This window comes from Peribacillus sp. FSL M8-0224 (assembly GCF_038003055.1).
GTDB lineage: Bacteria > Bacillota > Bacilli > Bacillales > DSM-1321 > Peribacillus > Peribacillus frigoritolerans.
Window position 1 is genome coordinate 350,551 of sequence record NZ_JBBOOJ010000001.1, and the last position, 17,598, is coordinate 368,148.

19 protein-coding genes and 1 pseudogene are annotated in these 17,598 nt (G+C 36.6%); 14 read left to right on the forward strand and 6 right to left on the reverse strand.

Annotated features, from left to right (window positions below; translation table 11 throughout):
* Positions 1-2 precede the first annotated feature (2 nt).
* From MKX49_RS01690 to MKX49_RS01700, 3 genes are all read left to right on the forward strand, one after another.
* Entirely contained in the window at positions 3-971 is a 969-nt protein-coding gene (locus MKX49_RS01690) for a tyrosine-type recombinase/integrase (RefSeq protein WP_340874441.1), read from the forward strand.
* An 882-nt stretch (positions 972-1,853) separates the two neighbouring features.
* Positions 1,854-2,729: an SMODS domain-containing nucleotidyltransferase gene (locus MKX49_RS01695; protein WP_340874442.1), complete on the forward strand. Its 876-nt coding sequence runs from the start codon at positions 1,854-1,856 to the stop codon at positions 2,727-2,729.
* 14 nt (positions 2,730-2,743) lie between these two features.
* The gene (locus tag MKX49_RS01700; RefSeq protein ID WP_340874443.1) at positions 2,744-3,346 is read left to right on the forward strand and encodes an SLATT domain-containing protein; all 603 of its coding nucleotides are present in this window, start codon (positions 2,744-2,746) and stop codon (positions 3,344-3,346) included.
* 269 nt (positions 3,347-3,615) lie between these two features.
* Here the strand turns inward: MKX49_RS01700 and MKX49_RS01705 are convergent, their stop codons facing one another.
* Both MKX49_RS01705 and MKX49_RS01710 read right to left on the reverse strand, forming a co-directional pair.
* A complete protein-coding gene (locus tag MKX49_RS01705; RefSeq protein WP_340874444.1) occupies positions 3,616-4,047 on the reverse strand; it encodes an ASCH domain-containing protein in 432 nt (143 codons plus the stop codon).
* A 514-nt stretch (positions 4,048-4,561) separates the two neighbouring features.
* Positions 4,562-4,771, reverse strand: a pseudogene (locus MKX49_RS01710) (tyrosine-type recombinase/integrase); the annotation flags it as partial.
* An 858-nt stretch (positions 4,772-5,629) separates the two neighbouring features.
* On the opposite strand from MKX49_RS01710, the gene MKX49_RS01715 reads away from it, so the two are divergent.
* From MKX49_RS01715 to MKX49_RS01740, 6 genes are all read left to right on the forward strand, one after another.
* Positions 5,630-6,127, forward strand: a complete 498-nt coding sequence (locus MKX49_RS01715) for a tyrosine-type recombinase/integrase (RefSeq protein ID WP_340878437.1) — start codon at positions 5,630-5,632, stop codon at positions 6,125-6,127.
* 171 nt (positions 6,128-6,298) lie between these two features.
* Positions 6,299-6,535: a hypothetical protein gene (locus MKX49_RS01720; protein ID WP_053087397.1), complete on the forward strand. Its 237-nt coding sequence runs from the start codon at positions 6,299-6,301 to the stop codon at positions 6,533-6,535.
* Positions 6,486-7,109: a hypothetical protein gene (locus MKX49_RS01725; protein WP_340874445.1), complete on the forward strand. Its 624-nt coding sequence runs from the start codon at positions 6,486-6,488 to the stop codon at positions 7,107-7,109. Before MKX49_RS01720 ends, MKX49_RS01725 begins: the two co-directional genes overlap by 50 nt.
* A gap of 322 nt (positions 7,110-7,431) precedes the next feature.
* A complete protein-coding gene (locus MKX49_RS01730) occupies positions 7,432-7,968 on the forward strand; it encodes a DUF6241 domain-containing protein (RefSeq protein WP_340874447.1) in 537 nt (178 codons plus the stop codon).
* Positions 7,969-8,287: 319 nt separating this feature from the next.
* A complete protein-coding gene (locus tag MKX49_RS01735; RefSeq protein ID WP_106028442.1) occupies positions 8,288-8,956 on the forward strand; it encodes an OmpH family outer membrane protein in 669 nt (222 codons plus the stop codon).
* 390 nt (positions 8,957-9,346) lie between these two features.
* On the forward strand, positions 9,347-9,901 hold the full coding sequence (locus tag MKX49_RS01740; protein ID WP_340874449.1) for a hypothetical protein: 555 nt from the start codon (positions 9,347-9,349) through the stop codon (positions 9,899-9,901).
* Positions 9,902-9,934: 33 nt separating this feature from the next.
* On the opposite strand, the gene MKX49_RS01745 is transcribed toward MKX49_RS01740, so the two are convergent.
* On the reverse strand, positions 9,935-10,246 hold the full coding sequence (locus MKX49_RS01745) for a hypothetical protein (RefSeq protein WP_340874451.1): 312 nt from the start codon (positions 10,244-10,246) through the stop codon (positions 9,935-9,937).
* 218 nt (positions 10,247-10,464) lie between these two features.
* Positions 10,465-10,671 carry a hypothetical protein gene (locus MKX49_RS01750; RefSeq protein ID WP_340874453.1) on the reverse strand — a complete coding sequence of 69 codons (207 nt, stop codon included), beginning with the start codon at positions 10,669-10,671 and terminating at the stop codon, positions 10,465-10,467.
* A gap of 380 nt (positions 10,672-11,051) precedes the next feature.
* Between MKX49_RS01750 and MKX49_RS01755 the strand changes: the two genes are divergently transcribed.
* Positions 11,052-11,240, forward strand: coding sequence for a hypothetical protein (locus MKX49_RS01755; protein WP_340874454.1), 189 nt, complete (start codon positions 11,052-11,054; stop codon positions 11,238-11,240).
* Between the two features lie 221 nt (positions 11,241-11,461).
* On the opposite strand, the gene MKX49_RS01760 is transcribed toward MKX49_RS01755, so the two are convergent.
* Both MKX49_RS01760 and MKX49_RS01765 read right to left on the reverse strand, forming a co-directional pair.
* Positions 11,462-12,547: a zinc-dependent alcohol dehydrogenase gene (locus MKX49_RS01760; RefSeq protein ID WP_340874456.1), complete on the reverse strand. Its 1,086-nt coding sequence runs from the start codon at positions 12,545-12,547 to the stop codon at positions 11,462-11,464.
* 12 nt (positions 12,548-12,559) lie between these two features.
* On the reverse strand, positions 12,560-13,552 hold the full coding sequence (locus MKX49_RS01765) for an ABC transporter substrate-binding protein (protein ID WP_340874458.1): 993 nt from the start codon (positions 13,550-13,552) through the stop codon (positions 12,560-12,562).
* A 186-nt stretch (positions 13,553-13,738) separates the two neighbouring features.
* On the opposite strand from MKX49_RS01765, the gene MKX49_RS01770 reads away from it, so the two are divergent.
* The 4 genes from MKX49_RS01770 (at position 13,739) to MKX49_RS01785 (ending at position 17,597) form a co-directional block, all read left to right on the forward strand.
* Positions 13,739-14,491, forward strand: a complete 753-nt coding sequence (locus MKX49_RS01770) for an IclR family transcriptional regulator (RefSeq protein ID WP_340874460.1) — start codon at positions 13,739-13,741, stop codon at positions 14,489-14,491.
* A gap of 418 nt (positions 14,492-14,909) precedes the next feature.
* A complete protein-coding gene (locus MKX49_RS01775; RefSeq protein ID WP_340874463.1) occupies positions 14,910-15,932 on the forward strand; it encodes an ABC transporter substrate-binding protein in 1,023 nt (340 codons plus the stop codon).
* A gap of 43 nt (positions 15,933-15,975) precedes the next feature.
* Positions 15,976-16,791: an ABC transporter ATP-binding protein gene (locus tag MKX49_RS01780; protein ID WP_340874466.1), complete on the forward strand. Its 816-nt coding sequence runs from the start codon at positions 15,976-15,978 to the stop codon at positions 16,789-16,791.
* A complete protein-coding gene (locus MKX49_RS01785; protein ID WP_340874468.1) occupies positions 16,791-17,597 on the forward strand; it encodes an ABC transporter permease in 807 nt (268 codons plus the stop codon). The genes MKX49_RS01780 and MKX49_RS01785 overlap by 1 nt, the downstream gene beginning before the upstream one ends.
* The last annotated feature ends 1 nt before the right edge of the window (position 17,598 follow it).

The following is a 17,598-nucleotide window of genomic DNA, read 5'->3' on the forward strand; positions in this document are numbered from 1 at the left end:
ATATGGCACGTCGTAATAATCAACTTAATCAACGCGAAATGAAAGTTATCCAATCCGAAGTAATCCACGATAGTTTCAACTTTGACGAACTCTTCATGCTATTCCTTCAAGACGGAAATCTGCGTAATTTGCGTCCTCATACATTAACCTATTACTCTAACGAATTAATGTCGTTTAGAAAGGCGTTAGAAACGCTAGAACTCGACACTACGCCGGCGAAGATAAAACCGGATCACATTAATCAATTTATTATCTATGCGAAGGATGTTCTGGAGTTAAAGATTGTTTCAATTAATACACGTCTTAGGGCGATAAGAGCGTTCTTTAATTTCGCGTATAAGCACAGCTATATCTCGAAGAATCCCTTCACTAACATTCAGCTACTTAAAGACCGGCGGACGGTTATAGAAACGTTTACTCGCGAACAAATACATAAGCTACTTAAATCTACAGACTTAAGGACTTTTACTGGCGTACGAGATTATACAATAATGCTGCTGTTACTCGAAACAGGCGTCAGGGCATCGGAATTGATTGGTATAGAAACGGATGATATACGGTGGGAAGACTCGATGATCCTTATACGCAATACTAAGGGGCATCGTGAGAGATTAGTGCCTTTTCAATCGAAGATGAGGGCTCAGCTAAAGAAGTATCTTTCTATCCGTGGTAAGTGTGAAACGGATGCTCTGCTTGTGACCATGGACAATACTGCGCTTTCTAAATGCCAATTACAAAACAGAATTTCTTATTATGGGGAAAAGTCCAAGATCAAAAATGTACGGTGCTCTTGTCATACGTTTTGTCATACCTTTGCGAAGAGGGCTGTTAAACAAGGTGCTGGCATCTTTGAACTGCAGCAAATACTAGGACATACCTCTATGGAAATGGTTAGAATATACGTCAATTTATATAGTGATGATGTTAAAGAAAAGCACAAAGAATTTTCACCTTTAAAGTATCTACTATAAAAATAAAAAAAGAGCGCCGGTTGCTGGTAACAACCGTACGCCCCGCACTGATATTGATTACATATAGTTTACTGAAAAAAATTGTCTTATACATGATGGATGAGAACATGCAGTGGCGGATATCTGGTGATCACAGTATTCGATTCAAAAAAACGATCTCTGATTATGCGAAAGCACAGACGCTTTTAAAGTAAGACTGAACGATACGATTACGAGGGTCAGTCACAGTGTTTTAATATAGAGTTGGAGTCGGAGGAGAACAATGGAAGTTAACAATATCTCTTAAAGCAACCGAATAATTATTCCATCTTCCGCCGAAAAACCTATATCCATAAACTCTTGATTCCCCGACAGTCGTCAAATAAAACCAGAAATTGTCTCCGTTTCTAAGCCACAAGTACGTAAAACGATACAAACAATTTTGAAGACCCCAGGGACTCAGGGCAGATGGCATTTGTCGTGTATATACCATAATTCGAGGTTCACTCCTTATTGAAATTAGACTTATATCCAAGTTTATGTTCAGGGTCAAAGCTTGGATTGGATGTATGCCTAGTAGCCCACCTAAATTCAAATATGATTGAAGAAGCTTATATGAAATTGTTTAAGGATAGGCAACTATTTTTATTGAGAACGGTATCTCTAATCCAAAGGAAATTATGAACAGTTTAAATAAGCCCTGGAGTTGTTCAACTAAACGGTGCGTTAGCTGAAGTTCGGAGCTGTCTCTAAGGCAGCTTTTTTCTTGTTGAACCAACGGGGCAGGTTAGTTTAAGAAGAAATTTTTTACCTCAATAAATACTTTTTATTTCCTAAGATTAACCAATATCTATGTATTATTTGATAAAATAAGTTAGCAATTGTTTCTAAGGAAGGTAATTATTGGGAACTTATGATAATTTTAAAGTACTTGTACAAAATACACGCACACAAAACCATGATTTAGTCTCAGAACGGTATAAAAGAATTACGAGAAGATTGAATCTTGACTTTAGAGATCTGGATTCTTCATCAAGTTATTCAAGATACGTAGGTTCATATGGGAGAGGAACGGCAATTAAAGGATTTAGCGATGTAGATATGTTGATTGAACTTCCGTATGCCACTTATGCTAGGTATAACGATTACTTAGGTAACGGACAATCTGCATTGCTTCAAGAAGTAAGGTCTTCGATTAAAAAAACCTACGTCAATACAGATATAGGTGGAGATGGACAAGTTATTGTTGTTAATTTTAGTGACGGCATGATGTTTGAAGTGGTTCCTGCTTTTAAAAACAAAGGGGGAGAAAGTTACACCTATCCTGATTCAAATGATGGGGGAAGCTGGAAAGTCACCTATCCTATTCTTGAAATCAATGCAATAAATCAATTAAATAATCAGTACAATAAAAATGTAAAAAAACTCGTCCGTATTATGAAATCTTGGAGAAACCAAAATAATGTCCCTATTTCAGGAATGCTTCTTGAAACGCTTGTTATAAATTTCTTAGATGGGTATGAAAATAATGATAAATCCTATACCTATTATGATTGGATGACAAGGGACTTTTTAAAATACTTATCTGAAAGAAATCAAGAACAAACGTTTTGGAAAGCGCGTGGTTGTGGCGCTAAAGTATATCGCAAAGGAAAATTTGAGTATAAAGCAAAGCAGGGATATTTAAAGGCTGTTGAAGCGATTAAAGATGACAAAGAGTATCCTACCATTGCCTATAAAACATGGAGGGAAATTTTTGGTACCTATTATCCACGCTAAGAGAGGGATTGTGTATGGGTGAAAAAGACTCATTACTAAAAAATATAGCTGAAACTGGCTACGCTATTGGTTTCGGTGGTAAAAAGCATTTTATGACCTATGATTTATATCGTATTTTTCCAAGGCTGATCAGTTGTATAACGATATTCATTGGTATTATGCAGTTGACCAACATTTATAAAGAAACTGTACATACGAATGTAGGTGATGTAATATCTGCTGTCCTCATCATTGTAGGTATTTTAGGTCTAGTTTTAGATTTCCATGGCGATAACAAGGACCAATATGAGGTAGCAGGAAAGAAGCTCCATTCTTTGTTTAATGAACTAAGGACTATGTACAATGAAGTTAAATATACAGAAGAAATAGATTTGGCACCTTATAAGGTACGATTGAAAGAGATTCAAAAAGAATCTGAAATAGGTATATCAAAGCAAGCAATTGGCACTCATATTATTACTCATTTTGGATTTTTTCAAGTGATGCAGTCAAAATGGGTAACAGAAGAGTTGAAACTCACGACTAAAGATAAATTTCCTTTTCTTCATTGGGAAAGTTTCTGTTTATATTTATTTGGAATCTTAATAATAATATTTACTGTAACAACATTTAGATAAGGTGGGAAATAAATAAGTAACAGCCTTAAAGAAATCTGCATAAAAAAGTAAGAGGAATGTTGATTATGTCGATTCATTCGTACTCACTGAACTTGGACAAGCTTTACTCTTGAAGTACGCTGCGCCTCGAATTAATTCGGGGTTTTCTTTAATTAGTCTCAGAACTATGAAAAACCACCAAAAAAACAGTAAATTCCTAATCAAATGGCAACCCCAAAGAGAACCACAAGCATAGAATTTCCAGATTCAGTGCCACTATGGTTTGATACTTATATCTTTCCGCTAAACTCCCACAGCCCAAGCTGCCCTTTTGCAGGAATATATTCATCGAGCATCCGCATGTCCTCAATTTCCCAGGCATAGCCGCCAACTCTGTAATCCCCTAAAAACAAGTCGTTCCCTGGAATAACCCGACTATCTTCTAAGACCGCCCAGTTTCCATTGTTTTCTTCTATTTTCAAACAGTTTTTCAGCTTGCAGACTCCAATTATCATTCCGGTCGGCAGATTATCTTCTGTATACCCATGCTTAGCCAGCAGCTCGGCAACTCCATCCAGTCTACAGGTGGGCTTATCTACTTTTTTGCTCGTATGAATAGCAAGAGGACCCCGATAATGCGTTCTCCAAGTCCTTGTTTCATATTCGGCTTCCCTAAGGACAAATAAGCTTGCCCAAGGCTGGATCATCGACAGTACTTTCATTATTAATCCCCCTGCTCCTGACATCATTAAGTTAATTGGTTATATAGTTCCCTTGAATAAGGATAATATAGACTGTATCTAGATTTAATGTTCTCTTTTGCCATAAAAAAGACAGCTAACCAAAATGTACGCTGTCCTCGTGGTCCTAACTATATTTTGTTGCAACACTAAGTGCATGTGGACATAATAGATGCTAGTGCATTATTTTGGCAGTTCTACAGTAAACGGTTCTAACTTTTCACTGTCGATAAAGCTAGAAAAATCGAATTGTAGAACAGTTTTCTCCTGCTTAAAATCAGCTATTTTTTCCTTTCTTTTGTCTATTAACTTGTGCTTAACGGCAGCTCACAAGGGAATACCCTAAAAAAGGCAATACTAAAGACACCTTGCAACATCGAATTTTTTTCCATACTATAAGGATAAGGAAATTCCATATTTAGTTTTATAGGATTATTGATTTAAAATGTTTGGAGGCAGGGTATTGCGAGTACCTTGTCTCTTTTTTTCATTCGACTTAATTTCGTACCCTTTTTTTATTTATATTTTCAATCGGTGAAAACTCTTTGTGCTTTCTGATAACGTCATCAGAAAACAAATTTACATAGTGCTTTACCATTTCCATTGATGTATGTCCTAAAATTGCTTGAAGTTCAAAGATACCAGCAGATGCTTCTACAGATAATCGAGCAAAAGTATGTCTGAATTTATGACAAGTAGCTTGGATATTTATCGGTAAAGATGGCCGACATAATTGCCGTGGAAGTTATCGAATAAATTCCGCTGATATTTCCGTGTTTCTTCCTATTAAATAGGCGTGAAAACGGAGGACGAGAGTTAACAGTTGGTATTGCTTTCAGAAGCCTGTCCGTGTACAATTACGTTTAAGTGATATAATCGTACGCATCGTAATACTCTTAAATACTGAACGATAATATATAAACGCTGACGTCACGGTTCTCTACTCGTTAGGGAAACGGAGACTCTTTATAGCACGACTCAAAATCGTGTTCCTCTGGAGTGCCGGTTCGACCCCGGCCACCGGTATCATGAAAGCTTATAGAATCAAGGTCTCAACTTAATTGTTGAGGCCTTTTTTCTTTGTCTTTTACACGACAAAAATAACTAAGAATCGTGTGCTGCGAATCGTGTGCGTAGGAGGTCGTAATGAGAAGAAGTAAAGAATTAACGGGAAGATGAACTAAGAATTATTAAGAAGAGATTTCAGATGATGAAGCATATGAAGCCTTTTTAAGGACTGCTATTTAAGAAACTTAAGACCAGCCGCGATTGAATACTACAAAAATGAATTTCATGGAGCAAAGAAGATAATTAATAAGCAGCTCGTTGAATGGGTACAAAAGGACGTAGAAAGCTTAATTCTTCAGAGTAAGGAACTAATGAAAGTTACTACTATTAATACCCTGTTGAGAGCTCTAAGAGCATTCTATAACTTTTTATGTAAGCAAATCGTTAAGAACCCAATGAGGAACATCAAATTATTAAGGGATAGACAAAAGACAATTGAAACAATAAAGAAGAAATTGAGAAACTTATAAGGACAATTAGAAAAGAAAAAACGTTTATATCCTTTAGAGATGAAGTAATCATACTTGTTTTCCTAGATACTGGAGTCACATTGTCTGAACTTGTAGGCATTGAAGTAGATGATGTTAGGGGGAACATTATCATTATTAGAAGAACAAAAAATCTCTTTGAAAGAACGGTTTACTTATCTGAAACGACACAAGAGCAGCTAAGCAGATATATAAAGATAAGAGGAGACGTTGAGACGACCAAACTGTTCATAAGCCAGGATAATAAAGAATTAAATCGACATAGCATTCAAACTAGGCTTACTAAGTATGGGAAGGAAGCAATGATAAATAAGCGAGTTAGTCCTCATACATTTAGACATACGATGGCTAAGAGGATGATTGTTTCAGGTGTGGATGCATTCTCTTTAATGCATTTACTTGGTCATACAGATATCACTGTTACTAAAAGATATGTGAATTTATGGGGACAAGATCTGGAGCAAAAGCATAAGTTGCACGGAGCATTAAGAGGATTAAAAATATAGGTAATATATCCCAATCTATACTTTACAAACGAATGTTCGGTGTCTTTTAATAATAAAAGAGATGGCAAATGAGTTTGGCGGCTCTACCATCTCTACATAAAAAACAGAAGAATTAACTTCTAATTAAATTTTAGCAAGTTTCTTTTTCTGTATCAAAAGGGGAAAAAGAACATGAATTTATTATCCATACTTGGAGGCAATGCGTTTGTTATGTTCAATAAAGAACTAGCTCATGAAGTATCAGTCAACGGAGCAATTATTTTTGGACAGTTATGTTCAAGTTATGAAAGTTTTGGAAGTAAGAAAATGCTAACTGTACGAGATGGTAAAGAGTACTTCTATTTAACTAAGTGGAGTTTTGGAAGAAGAAACAGCTTTATCATACAGGCAGCAATTGAAAGCAATTAAGGATTTAGAAGATGCAGGATATATCGAATCGGTAATCATGGGTTCGCCATCTAAGAAGTACTTTCATATCACAGATAAAATAGTGCAGCATTTACTTCCAAAAGTTGTTGTCAGCTCTGACAAAAGAGCAGACCTAAACGAGGAAAATGTACAAGGAACTTTAGCACAGAAACAGTCTGAAGATTTTTTGAGCTATGACAAATGTGTAACCCTAGCAATAACAAAAGAGCAATCCAAGCCTGTACAAAAGTTACCAGCTTATAAAAAGAAAAATAAAAAAGAACAAAATAATTATTTTAATAATTATTTTGTTAACAAAGAATCGGTTAACAACGATGAAATGATAAATAAATTAATTTCTGAATATCGATTAAAAGGATTGAGTAAAGAAGTTTGTTATAGGGTCTTAAAAGAGGTAGAAGCAAATCCTGATATAGATAAATTTGGAACTTACTTTAGAACTTGCTTAGAAAACACCTTATATAAAAGCCAATTGAAGCATGGACAAATTGATCCTTATGAGATATTTGAAGGAAGATTAAATAATTCCAATGTTCAATTAATTAACTGGTAAGATTTATATAATCCTTAGAAGTCTCGGGATGCTCTGTATTGGTCTCCAATAAATTTTATATAGAATTTATATAGGGAATAGTTTAATGGCCAATACAGAGTGATTATTAATCCCATCTAATCAATTTAGATTTAGATGGGATTAATAACTTATGCTCAATTTTATTATTAAAAGATAAAAATTTTATATCTATCTATATGGTTACTTAATAGTTTAAGATTATTTGTTAATAGTTTATGTTAATATAATAATGGTTAGCTTATCCATAAAAGGATGTAACTGAAATGAGTGATAATCGAACTATGACTCGGAGGAACTTATAATGAATAAATTTAGATGGTCAATGTTTGGACTTATAGTAGCTGCCGCAGCTATCTCAGTAATAATAACAATCAATCAGAATGCTAAAAATTATGAAGAAACGCAAGAAGATACATCTCCTGTTTTGGAGACAACGGACTTTGAGACAACTGACGAAGAATATACGGAAGAACCAGCTTTAGAAAATGAAGAAGTTCTATATGAACTAGGACTTGGACCAGCTTCAAAAAGAGAAGACGTTATGAAAACAATGCATAGTATGACTCATCAAAAAGTAGTTTCTGAAGAAAAATGGTACAACCTTGAAATGAATTCTGAAAACATCAATGCACTCTATAATTTCATTGATGATAGTGAAATGATCGACTATAAAAGTGAATTGCTGAGAATCGTAGGAAAATGGAAAGAAGGAAACTTCGACGATATAGTGGAAGAACACAATTACCTTTGGGGAGAACAAAATGGAAATGTCGGTAAAGCAACCGGAGTTCTTACTCCTGAAGAAGAAGCTCAATTTGTTAAATTAAACTTTGAATAAGCAGTAAAAAAACGAGCCTATCGAGGAGGCTTATTTTTTATTTTAAAATCAATATTTTATTTACCATAAAAAATGGTTTACAAAGGAAATCATATTCTTCATTCAAGAAAATTTCATAATTCCAGACACTGACACTTAATAGGTATTTCATCCTGGGTGACTTTTTAAAATTCTTCAAGTTTCGGCTTACTTCGTCAAAATAACCATTTACAAAACGTTAGTATATCCTATTTTGCACAAAAATATAAAAAAATGTATTTTTATGGTGTCGAATCTAGTATAATTGACTTGTTTGGAGAAATTGGGAGGGATTGGAAGTATGAAATTTAAAAAAGGAATCGTCAGTGTTATATCAGCCGTTACTCTACTTAGCTGCATTTCACCATCTGCATCATTCGCTTCGACAGGAGTCGATACGCCAACCGTGCAAGTTAGTAAAGAACAAATTGGTGACACGCAGGAATTAATCGATGTCGTTAATGAATTGGATCAGAGTAACTTAAATATGGATAACCTGTCCAAGAACAAGCAAAGTGAAATTAACAAACTTAGCAAAGAGGCACAAGAGTTCTATTACATATTTGAACAGGTAGTCAAAGAGAATGGTGATGATGCTGAAAAGGCTATAGCCACGCTTGCAACTTACTATCAGTCTATGAATAATGTAAATGTAGCTTCTACTAAACAAGAAGCTAGTGGACAAGTTTCTGCCTCATCCATAGGCGCTGTTAAAAAGTATTACCTTTCAAATACACAAGTTAATAATATTATTAAAGATGCAGGACTTTATGGTGGAACATGGGCAGTTTTATCGGCAATAGCGAAGGCTTTTGCGAAAAACCCTACTCTTCTGACTGCAATGCTCGTAGCTATACCTGTATTGGGAGTAGCCGCCCTAAACAAATGCAATAAATACAGCAAAGGCGTTGTTATCACAGATGTTAGAATAGGTGCAACTCATAGCTGGTCTTGCGCTGCAAGAAAATAATAAAAGAGATCTCAGGTTATTTATGAGCCTGAGATCTCCTAATTTTTGTAGCGATAAATTCAGTAAGAAAGAAAACGGCTAGTCCCATTAGAAGAATAATAAATGAACTAGAAATGAATTCCTTGTTATAGAATTCGAAAGCAGAATTTATAAGAAGTGCCACAGACCAGAATATAAAGGTTGCAAAATAAGCAATATTCACGGCTCTGCGGTCAATCTTGTCATCGTTTTTAAAGAACACGTAACTCCTCCTCAATTAATATAACCTAGTTTATTAACTCCACTTTACCTTTTTTCACCAAGGAAGTCTAACATTAAAGTATTGATTATTTTAATGTTACCAGTGTCTCTGTAGTGTGTCTTTTTCTTTGATTGATCGTAGGGGAGCTTTTGAAATATGAAATAGAAATTAAGCAAGCTTGCGAAGGATTTTGGTCGTGTATTTCACCTGACGCTTGGATACAGAGTATCGGGGGATTAATTGGTACGTTTTTGGGAGCGTTTATTGCAGCTTGGATATCAATACGCATATTAAAATCCCAATTCAATCATGAAAACAAAAAAGAACTGAAAAATGAATACAATATGCTTATGAAATTTAACGAAAAATATTCAAGAATTGTTAGTCCAATAATGGCTAATTTGACAATAATTGAAGGATATAAAAAAGAAGCAAATTTTGAAGCTTTCATAGGATTGGTCGATGTAAATTTCCAAATGGCTAAAGAATTAAAAAATATTGATACTACGAGCTTATCCTATAAAGTAGAAGACAAAGTTAATATGCTTAATAGAGAAATTCAAATGGTTATGTTACATCTTGCTTTAATTAGAACAGCAGATGGTGAAATAAACATTGATATTTTAAACGAACTTAAAGATAGATACAAAGAATTTTTGAATTACGAAAAAATGTTAAAAGAGTCAATTTCTCAAGACAAGTGAACAAAAAGGACATCTCGATTATGAGTTGTCCTTTTAGTATTCCACATTTTCAGTTTCAACTTCAAAAAGGTTAAAGCTTGAAGGCTCTTCTGGGTTGAATGTAGGTTCTTCATTTTCATATTTAAATTTATGTTCTTCTACGTATTTAATTTTCTGATATTCCTCTTTTGACATACCTTCCCAAATTTTTGTTGCATTGTGATCTTCATGGCCAGGCTGAGGATTCGTATGCGGTGTTGTGTCCAAGAAAAAACTGCCAAAGAATATGGCGGTGTAGAAGAAGGGCATTGCCATAATCAACACGATTAAACCAAACGCTCCAACTATATTTATGTATTTTTTCATGGTGACATACCTCCCAGTTTTTGAATCTTTATATTCAATTGATGTACAACCAGCATATTTTTAATCATTCCAAAGCCAATCACGGAACCATTTGACAGGAATGGCAGCCAATATAGCGATTATAGTGAGAATTATTATGGTGTCGATTATTCTATCTGTAAGCATTTCTGATGCCCACCTCCTTTTTGGTCAGCTCCATCGTGTAGCACTACGCACTTTCAAGAACTATGCAAAAGCCGACTTTCAACATTAAACAGCACCCCAGATGCTACACTGTCCGCCACAAGTATTTGTAAAGTTCTTGTGGCTGTCATTCGTTTGTCAGGGTGCTTCAACTGTAAATTCGTTTGGATTGCTCGGAACAGTTCATTATTTTCTGGTCGATTGGCATTATATATTTCTTGTAAACTCTTTGGTTTATCCATGGCTTCTCCTACTTTCTAAACGGGTCAATATTCATACGGTCTATACTTCTTCCTGAGTCTTTCTAATTCCTTCTTTTTTTCGATTAAATCATCACGTAGGAACAGCGCAGTTGCCTCTGATTTTTTACAAGGAGTGATTTTCCCCGTTTTTACTAAACTATGAAGCCGAGTCATGCTGTAGCTGTGGAAATTGATAAACAGCGAGCGTGGGCGCTCATTCCAAAGGTTAGATCTTTTGACAGTAGGAAAGCTGATGAAATTGAAGTTGCTTTATGTGGGTTGGGATATACCGATGCTGAAATTATTGCCAGTGACATAGTATTTGAAGAATGGAAAAAATCCCAAAATCACTGCTAATAATTTCAATAGGAGGCATTGCCATGTGGGGACGGTATTTGTGGAAGTTACGATTATTTTTGTTCATTCCAATACTGCTGTTTTCAATATTCATGTTTTCGTCCATTGATGATTATCCAGGATATTATTGGCTGATATTTGCAGTATATATGCTGTTTTCTACTATCCTACTGCACATAATGGAAAAGAAAGAAAAGAAGGAAAAGCAATGAGGTGCGGCGTGGGAGCATGCGGTCTGATTTCCTCGACATCGACGATGCACTGGCGTTGTTTTTGAAGGATGGCGAAATAAGAAATATCCGAAAAATTCGGGGCTTTCCTTTATGGAAAGCCTTTTTTCAAAACAGCTATCAAAGGAAAAAACCTTGGATTATTAATGCACTAGGCGCAAAACTTCCGATTGTCCCCTGTAAGAACCGTCCCCGTGTGTCATTTATGGTGTAACAGTAACCAATAAAGGTGCTGGCTCTCCTTCGCCGCCGGCAGTTTTTAATGCTAAGTCCACCTGATCTAGCCCATAATTATGAGAATTTAGTTTGCTGAGCGGGAACTTTCCTGCTGAGATGAGCTCAGCAGCCATTTGAACAGATTCATAGCTATGGCCTCTTACACCTTTAAGAGTCAGGGTCTTTTTGATAACTGTATCGATATGCAATTCCGGAATAGCTTGATATTTGTAGGCTCCAAGTAGTACAGTTCCACCTTTTTTTGCAATATGAATAGAGTTTGTAATTGGAGCTGCCCCGCCGGATGTTACATCCAGCACAACGTCTGCCATCCGTCCGTCCGTTATTTTTTCAATACTAGAATATAAATCATCAGTAGTCGTATTTATAATGTAATCCATTCCTAATTCGCGGGCTAATGTTAAGCGGCGCAGGCTGGAGCTTCTTCCAATCATAATCACAGTTGCTCCTGCAGCCTTCGCCGCCAGTCCGCAGGCTAATCCTTGCTGCCCTGGTCCGTAAATGGCAACTACCTGACCTGTTCTCACTTTTCCTTCCATACTCATCCATTCAAATCCGTTAGCTAGCGGTAACGTCAGTGCTGCATCGACAGCAGGTACATGGTCCGCCATTTTATGTAGCACGGAATTGGGATGGAGGTACATATATTGGCTGAATCCTCCCCATAAAGAAGGCTTTATCGAAACGGGAACTGTTCCATAGCGGATTCCTCCCGAACGCGGATCGGTAAAGGTACATGAACGGTAGGAGCCAGTCCGGCAGGCTTTGCACTGGCCGCATGGAATGTATTCCTCCATCGCAACGCGATCTCCCTCTTTTAATCCCCATTTCTTAGCAGCAAGTTCACCGATTTTTTCAATATAGCCCACAACATGATGACCTAAAATTTTAGGCTCCTGAAAGTGACGGTAATAAGAAACATCGCTTCCGCAGATTCCCACAATTTCGATGCGGAGTATTCCTTCCTCTGCTGAGATATCAGGTAAATCAAATTCACGAAGGACTGTTTCCTTTTGACCTACTGCTACCGCTGCTAAAACTTTATTAGTCATTTGATTGCCTCCTTATAGCGTATATTTTTCTAATGTAGATTTGGCAAACAAATCTTCTATCTTTAATTGGTTCTTGATCATTCCCTGTTCATAGGAATAGGCTACAGCTGCTTCTAAGGTTTTGAGGTTATTCTCTAATCCGTATGGCCAGAAATCCTCTCCCATTAATTCTCTCGTATTTTCCCATTCGGAAGTGAACCATGGAAGTGTTACTTTTAATGCGGCCGTTTGCTTGAAACCCTCATATACCTTTTGTTTTGCCTGCTCAAAAGCCTTGTATAAATTTTGAGCAACCCATGGATGTTCTGCTAAAATTTCATCTTTTATCGCTACAACATGCATAATAGGAAAAATCCCGGTACGCTTGTAATATTCCTTTTCAACAGCTGAATAATCAGGAAAAAGACGCTGAACATTTGGCGACCCTTCAAGAAAACAAGACGGTGCACGTGGTGCGATAAAAGCATCTATTTCTCCAGATTCGAGCATTTGATTTAAAGTTTGGTTATCATCGATTTGCTTGATGTTAATATTCCAAGGTAGGTCAAGCTTTATCTTCTCGATTCGGCCTGCTGTTTCTTGTCCGCCAATATACCAATTCATATCGGCTGGATGAACTCCGTAATCATGTTGGAGTATACCACGAATCCAAAGGCAAGCAGTTAACTGATATTCTGGAATCCCAACTCGTCTTCCTTTTAGATCTTCAGGTTTTTTTATACCGGAATTCTTATTGATATAAATGCCGGAATGGCGGAAGAACCGGGACATAAAAACGGGAATCGCCGTGAAATTAGGATAACCGCGATCCTTAGCAACTAAATAAGATGATAAGGATAATTCTGCTACATCAAATTCTTGGTGACGCATCATTCTCCAAAAGGTTTCCTCAACCGGCATATTCAACCAATTGAGGTCAATTCCCTCTACTTGAACGGAACCATTAGTTAGAGCATGGATCCGATCGTAATCCCAGCAGGCAAAGCTTAATGATAGTTTAGACATCTAGCAACTTCCTCTCTCCAATAATTTAAAATTATATCTTTCATAATGTCTTATGGATGCATGTGTTGAAAACAGACTGTTCCTTTATACAGCACAATATTTACGAAATTATTTGAAAAAACAGTTATCTTTTGTTAGATTAAGATTAATTAAACGATTAATAAAATAGAAGGTGAGGAACAATAAGTGTTGTCTTCAGTACATAATGCGATCAGAATTTTGCAGACTTTTTCGAAGACAGAGACAGAATTAGGAATAACTGAATTGAGTAAGCGATTAGGGTTGGCAAAGAGTACTGTTTTCCGGCTTATGAAAACATTAAATGAATCAAAATTAGTCGAAAAAAATCAGGAAACCCAAAAATATCAATTAGGTATCGCTGCTTTCGAGCTCGGCTTCACCGTCTATCATTCAATGGAATTACGCAGAGTTTCAGCCTCTATCCTTGAAAAGCTAGCAAAGTCTATTTACCTCGTTGTACGGCTTGGTGTATATGATAATGGTGGAGTGGTATACCTTGTTAAGCGAAGTGCCGATGGGGATAATGGAACGAAATCGAAGATTGGTGACCGTATTCCTATACACTGCACTGCAATTGGTAAAATGCTGTTAGCTCACCAAAATGATAAAGAAGTTGAAAGGGTAATTGAAGGTGGTTTACCTCAATATACAAATAAAACAATTGTTTCAGCAAACGAATTGAGAGAAAATCTAAACGAAATTAGAAAGAAGGATTTTGCTTTAACAATGGAAGAGTTGAGGGATGGGATCTCCTCTGTAGCAGTACCTGTAAAAAATGACTTAGGAAAGGTGGTAGGCGCGATAAGCATTACCGGTTCTAGATCATCCTTTTCTTTAAATCAGATCGAGCAATACGTGCGTGAACTTAGACAATGCAGCAGACTGATTACAGAACAAATGGGAATGGACTATTATTAATTAATAGTAGAATGCTAAAAATAATACATACTCAATTTTCGAGAAATGATTAGTCTAACTAATCATTCTTTTTTTTTATAGAGTTAACTGTAGGTTTTCATTTTTGTGTTAGTTAAACGTGTAGTAAGTTGGTTGATCAATAACTTTGATTGTGAATATTTACAAGTTAACAATAGTGAAAAATTTTTTAATGCTCTTTCCATATACAAGAACCACATGCTTATTTTTTTATGGGAAAACGTTTATTGTAATATTTAGAATATTTGAAAAAAATATCAAGGGAATTCCGGATTATTATTTTTTTCGGGGTGAAAGCGTTTCCGTAATGGAGGAGGTGCTAGGTGGTAGAAGGAATCGTTCAATGAAACTGTAAATAGTATTCTTAGTTCTAATCAAACACATCTAGGGGGTCCAAATTATGGAAAAAGTAGTAAATGGATTTTCACCAAAACTATTCATTTTACCATTATTAATAATAGCTTTGATCCTTAGTGCCTGTGGAAAAACGGAGAAAACTCAATCAGATGCAAAAGCTGGGGGCGGTACAAGTAAAGATGGAAAAACGAGCATTAGCATGGCATTACCTTCCAATAACGCTAGCTATCTGCCTGTATTTGTAGCGGAAAAGAATAAGCTGTTTGAAAAGAACAATCTTGAAGTTTCTACCACAAGGGTACAGGGTGGGGTCATTGCACTAAGAGGACTACAGACAAATGAGTTTCAGATTATTTCGAGTCTTCCAGAATCAGTGATTAATGGGATCGCATCAGGAGCAAATATCAAACTGATTGGGACGTTGGATGATCAATCTATGTATAGTATTTACGTTACATCAGATATCAAGAAGCCAGAAGATCTTAAAGGACAAGTTGTGGCAACTAACCGGACAGGAAATGGAACAGACATTCAGCTACGCTGGTGGTTACAAAACAATGGATTGGAGCCTGATAAGGATGTCCGTATCGTGGAGGCAGGGGAAAACCCTACTCGTCTTCAGGCATTAGTGACAGGTCAGGCGAAATTAACCATTCTAAGCCAACCAACAGATTTAAAAGCGGAAGCTGCCGGTATGCATCAACTATCTATTATGAGTGATGACTTGAAAACGTATAATCACAACATGTTAATTGCGAATGGAGAGTTTTTAAAGGAAAATCCGGAGGCAGCAAAAGGCTTTATGGCAGCAATCGCCGAAGCAACCGAGTATGCAAAAAAACCAGAAAATAAAGAAGAAATGGTTCAAATCATTATGGAAAAATTAGAAATGAATCAGGAAGACGCTGAAAAATCGTTTGATTTCGTACTGCCTGCTTTAGCAGATAAAGGAAAAGCCAACACAGAAGGATTAGAATGGGCTGTTGAAACCACTAAAGAAGCAGGGATGTTAACAGGTGAAGTAACAATCGAGGAATTATATGATGATTCTTATATTTCAGATTAAACAAGACATCCTTAAGTGAAATCTATCTAAAGAGGTGAGTTCCATGACTAAAACAATCGTAAAAACAAAGACTCCTATTTTAAAATTTGATAATCTGAACGTTATTTATAATGAAGGTCAGCCGAATCAAGTACATGCATTAAAAGGTGTGTCCGGGAAAATACATGAGGGAGAATTTATTTCGATCATAGGACCGAGCGGATGTGGAAAAAGCACCCTTCTTCACACATTAGATGGGCTGCTTAAGCCTACCTCTGGTACTATTTTGATAAATGGTTCGGAAGTTCATGGACCTGATGAAAATAGAGCAATGGTATTCCAGGATTTTGCCTTAATGCCATGGCAAACAGTCTATGATAATGTTGCTTTTGGATTACGGATAGCAGGAAAGAAAAAAAAGGATATACGTGATAAAGTCTTGCATTATATCAAAATGGTTGGCTTGGAAGGTTTTGAACATAAATACCCTCATCAGCTGTCCGGGGGAATGAAACAAAGGGTTGGAATTGCCCGTGGTTTTGCAGTAGAGCCAAAGGTTTTACTGATGGACGAGCCATTCTCTGCGATAGATGAACAAACACGGGAAATCATGCAGGAAGAAGTCTTGAAAATCATGTTAAATGAGAAGAAAACGGTCATTTTCATCACGCACTCGATTGATGAAGCGGTTTTTCTCTCCAGCAGAATTATCTTAATGTCCGTGCGGCCCGGACAAATAGTAGATGAAATTAAAATAGATATCCCTTATCCAAGAACGCTCGAAACCAAGGCTTTACCGGAATACCAGGAATATAAGCAGTCGATTTGGGATCATCTAAAAGGGGAAGTAAGAAGGCAATATAAGAAGGGGGAAGCATAATGCAAGAAGTAAGAGTTACTAAAAATCTTCCATCTACTTTGAAAAAGAGTCCATGGAAGATACCTAAAAGTGTCCTCTATCCATCTTTAACACTGCTCATTATTTTAATTATTTGGGAATTATGCGGTCTCTTAAATCTCATAGATCCGTTTATGTTTAGCTGGCCAAGCAAAATTTTTACCGAAGCCATTGCCTTTTTTGTCTCTGCAGAGGTTTTTACACATCTTGCTGTCAGCGGGATGGAGGTTGGCATTGGATTTGCCATGGCGTTAATCGGGATTCCGATCGGATTAGCAATGGGGTATTGGAAAAGTCTTGAATTAGCTTTTGATCCCTTTGTAACAGCACTCTATACAACACCAATGATCGCATTGACACCGTTATTTGTGTTATGGTTCGGTTTAGATACCCTTTCCAAGGTTATGATGGTGTTTGCCTTATCCATTTTCCCAATTTTGATTAACACAATGTCAGGTGTCAAAATGACGGATCCATCTTTAATTAAGGCTGCCCGCTCCTATGGAGCAAGCAGAGGGCAAATGTTTAAAGAGGTTATTTTGCCTTCAGCCATCCCATTTATTATCACTGGTATCCGCTTAGCAATTGGGAGAGCATTGATTGCAGTAGTTGTTGCAGAAATGCTTGCAGGTAATAAGGGAATTGGGTATGCGATCAGGCATGCATCAGAGCTGTTCCAAACAGCCCAATATTTAGCCTATGTGGCGGTATTAATGGTGCTATCTGTTTTACTAACAGAGCTGTTAAAGATATTTGAAAAGAAAATTGCACCTTGGCGGAATTTATAAG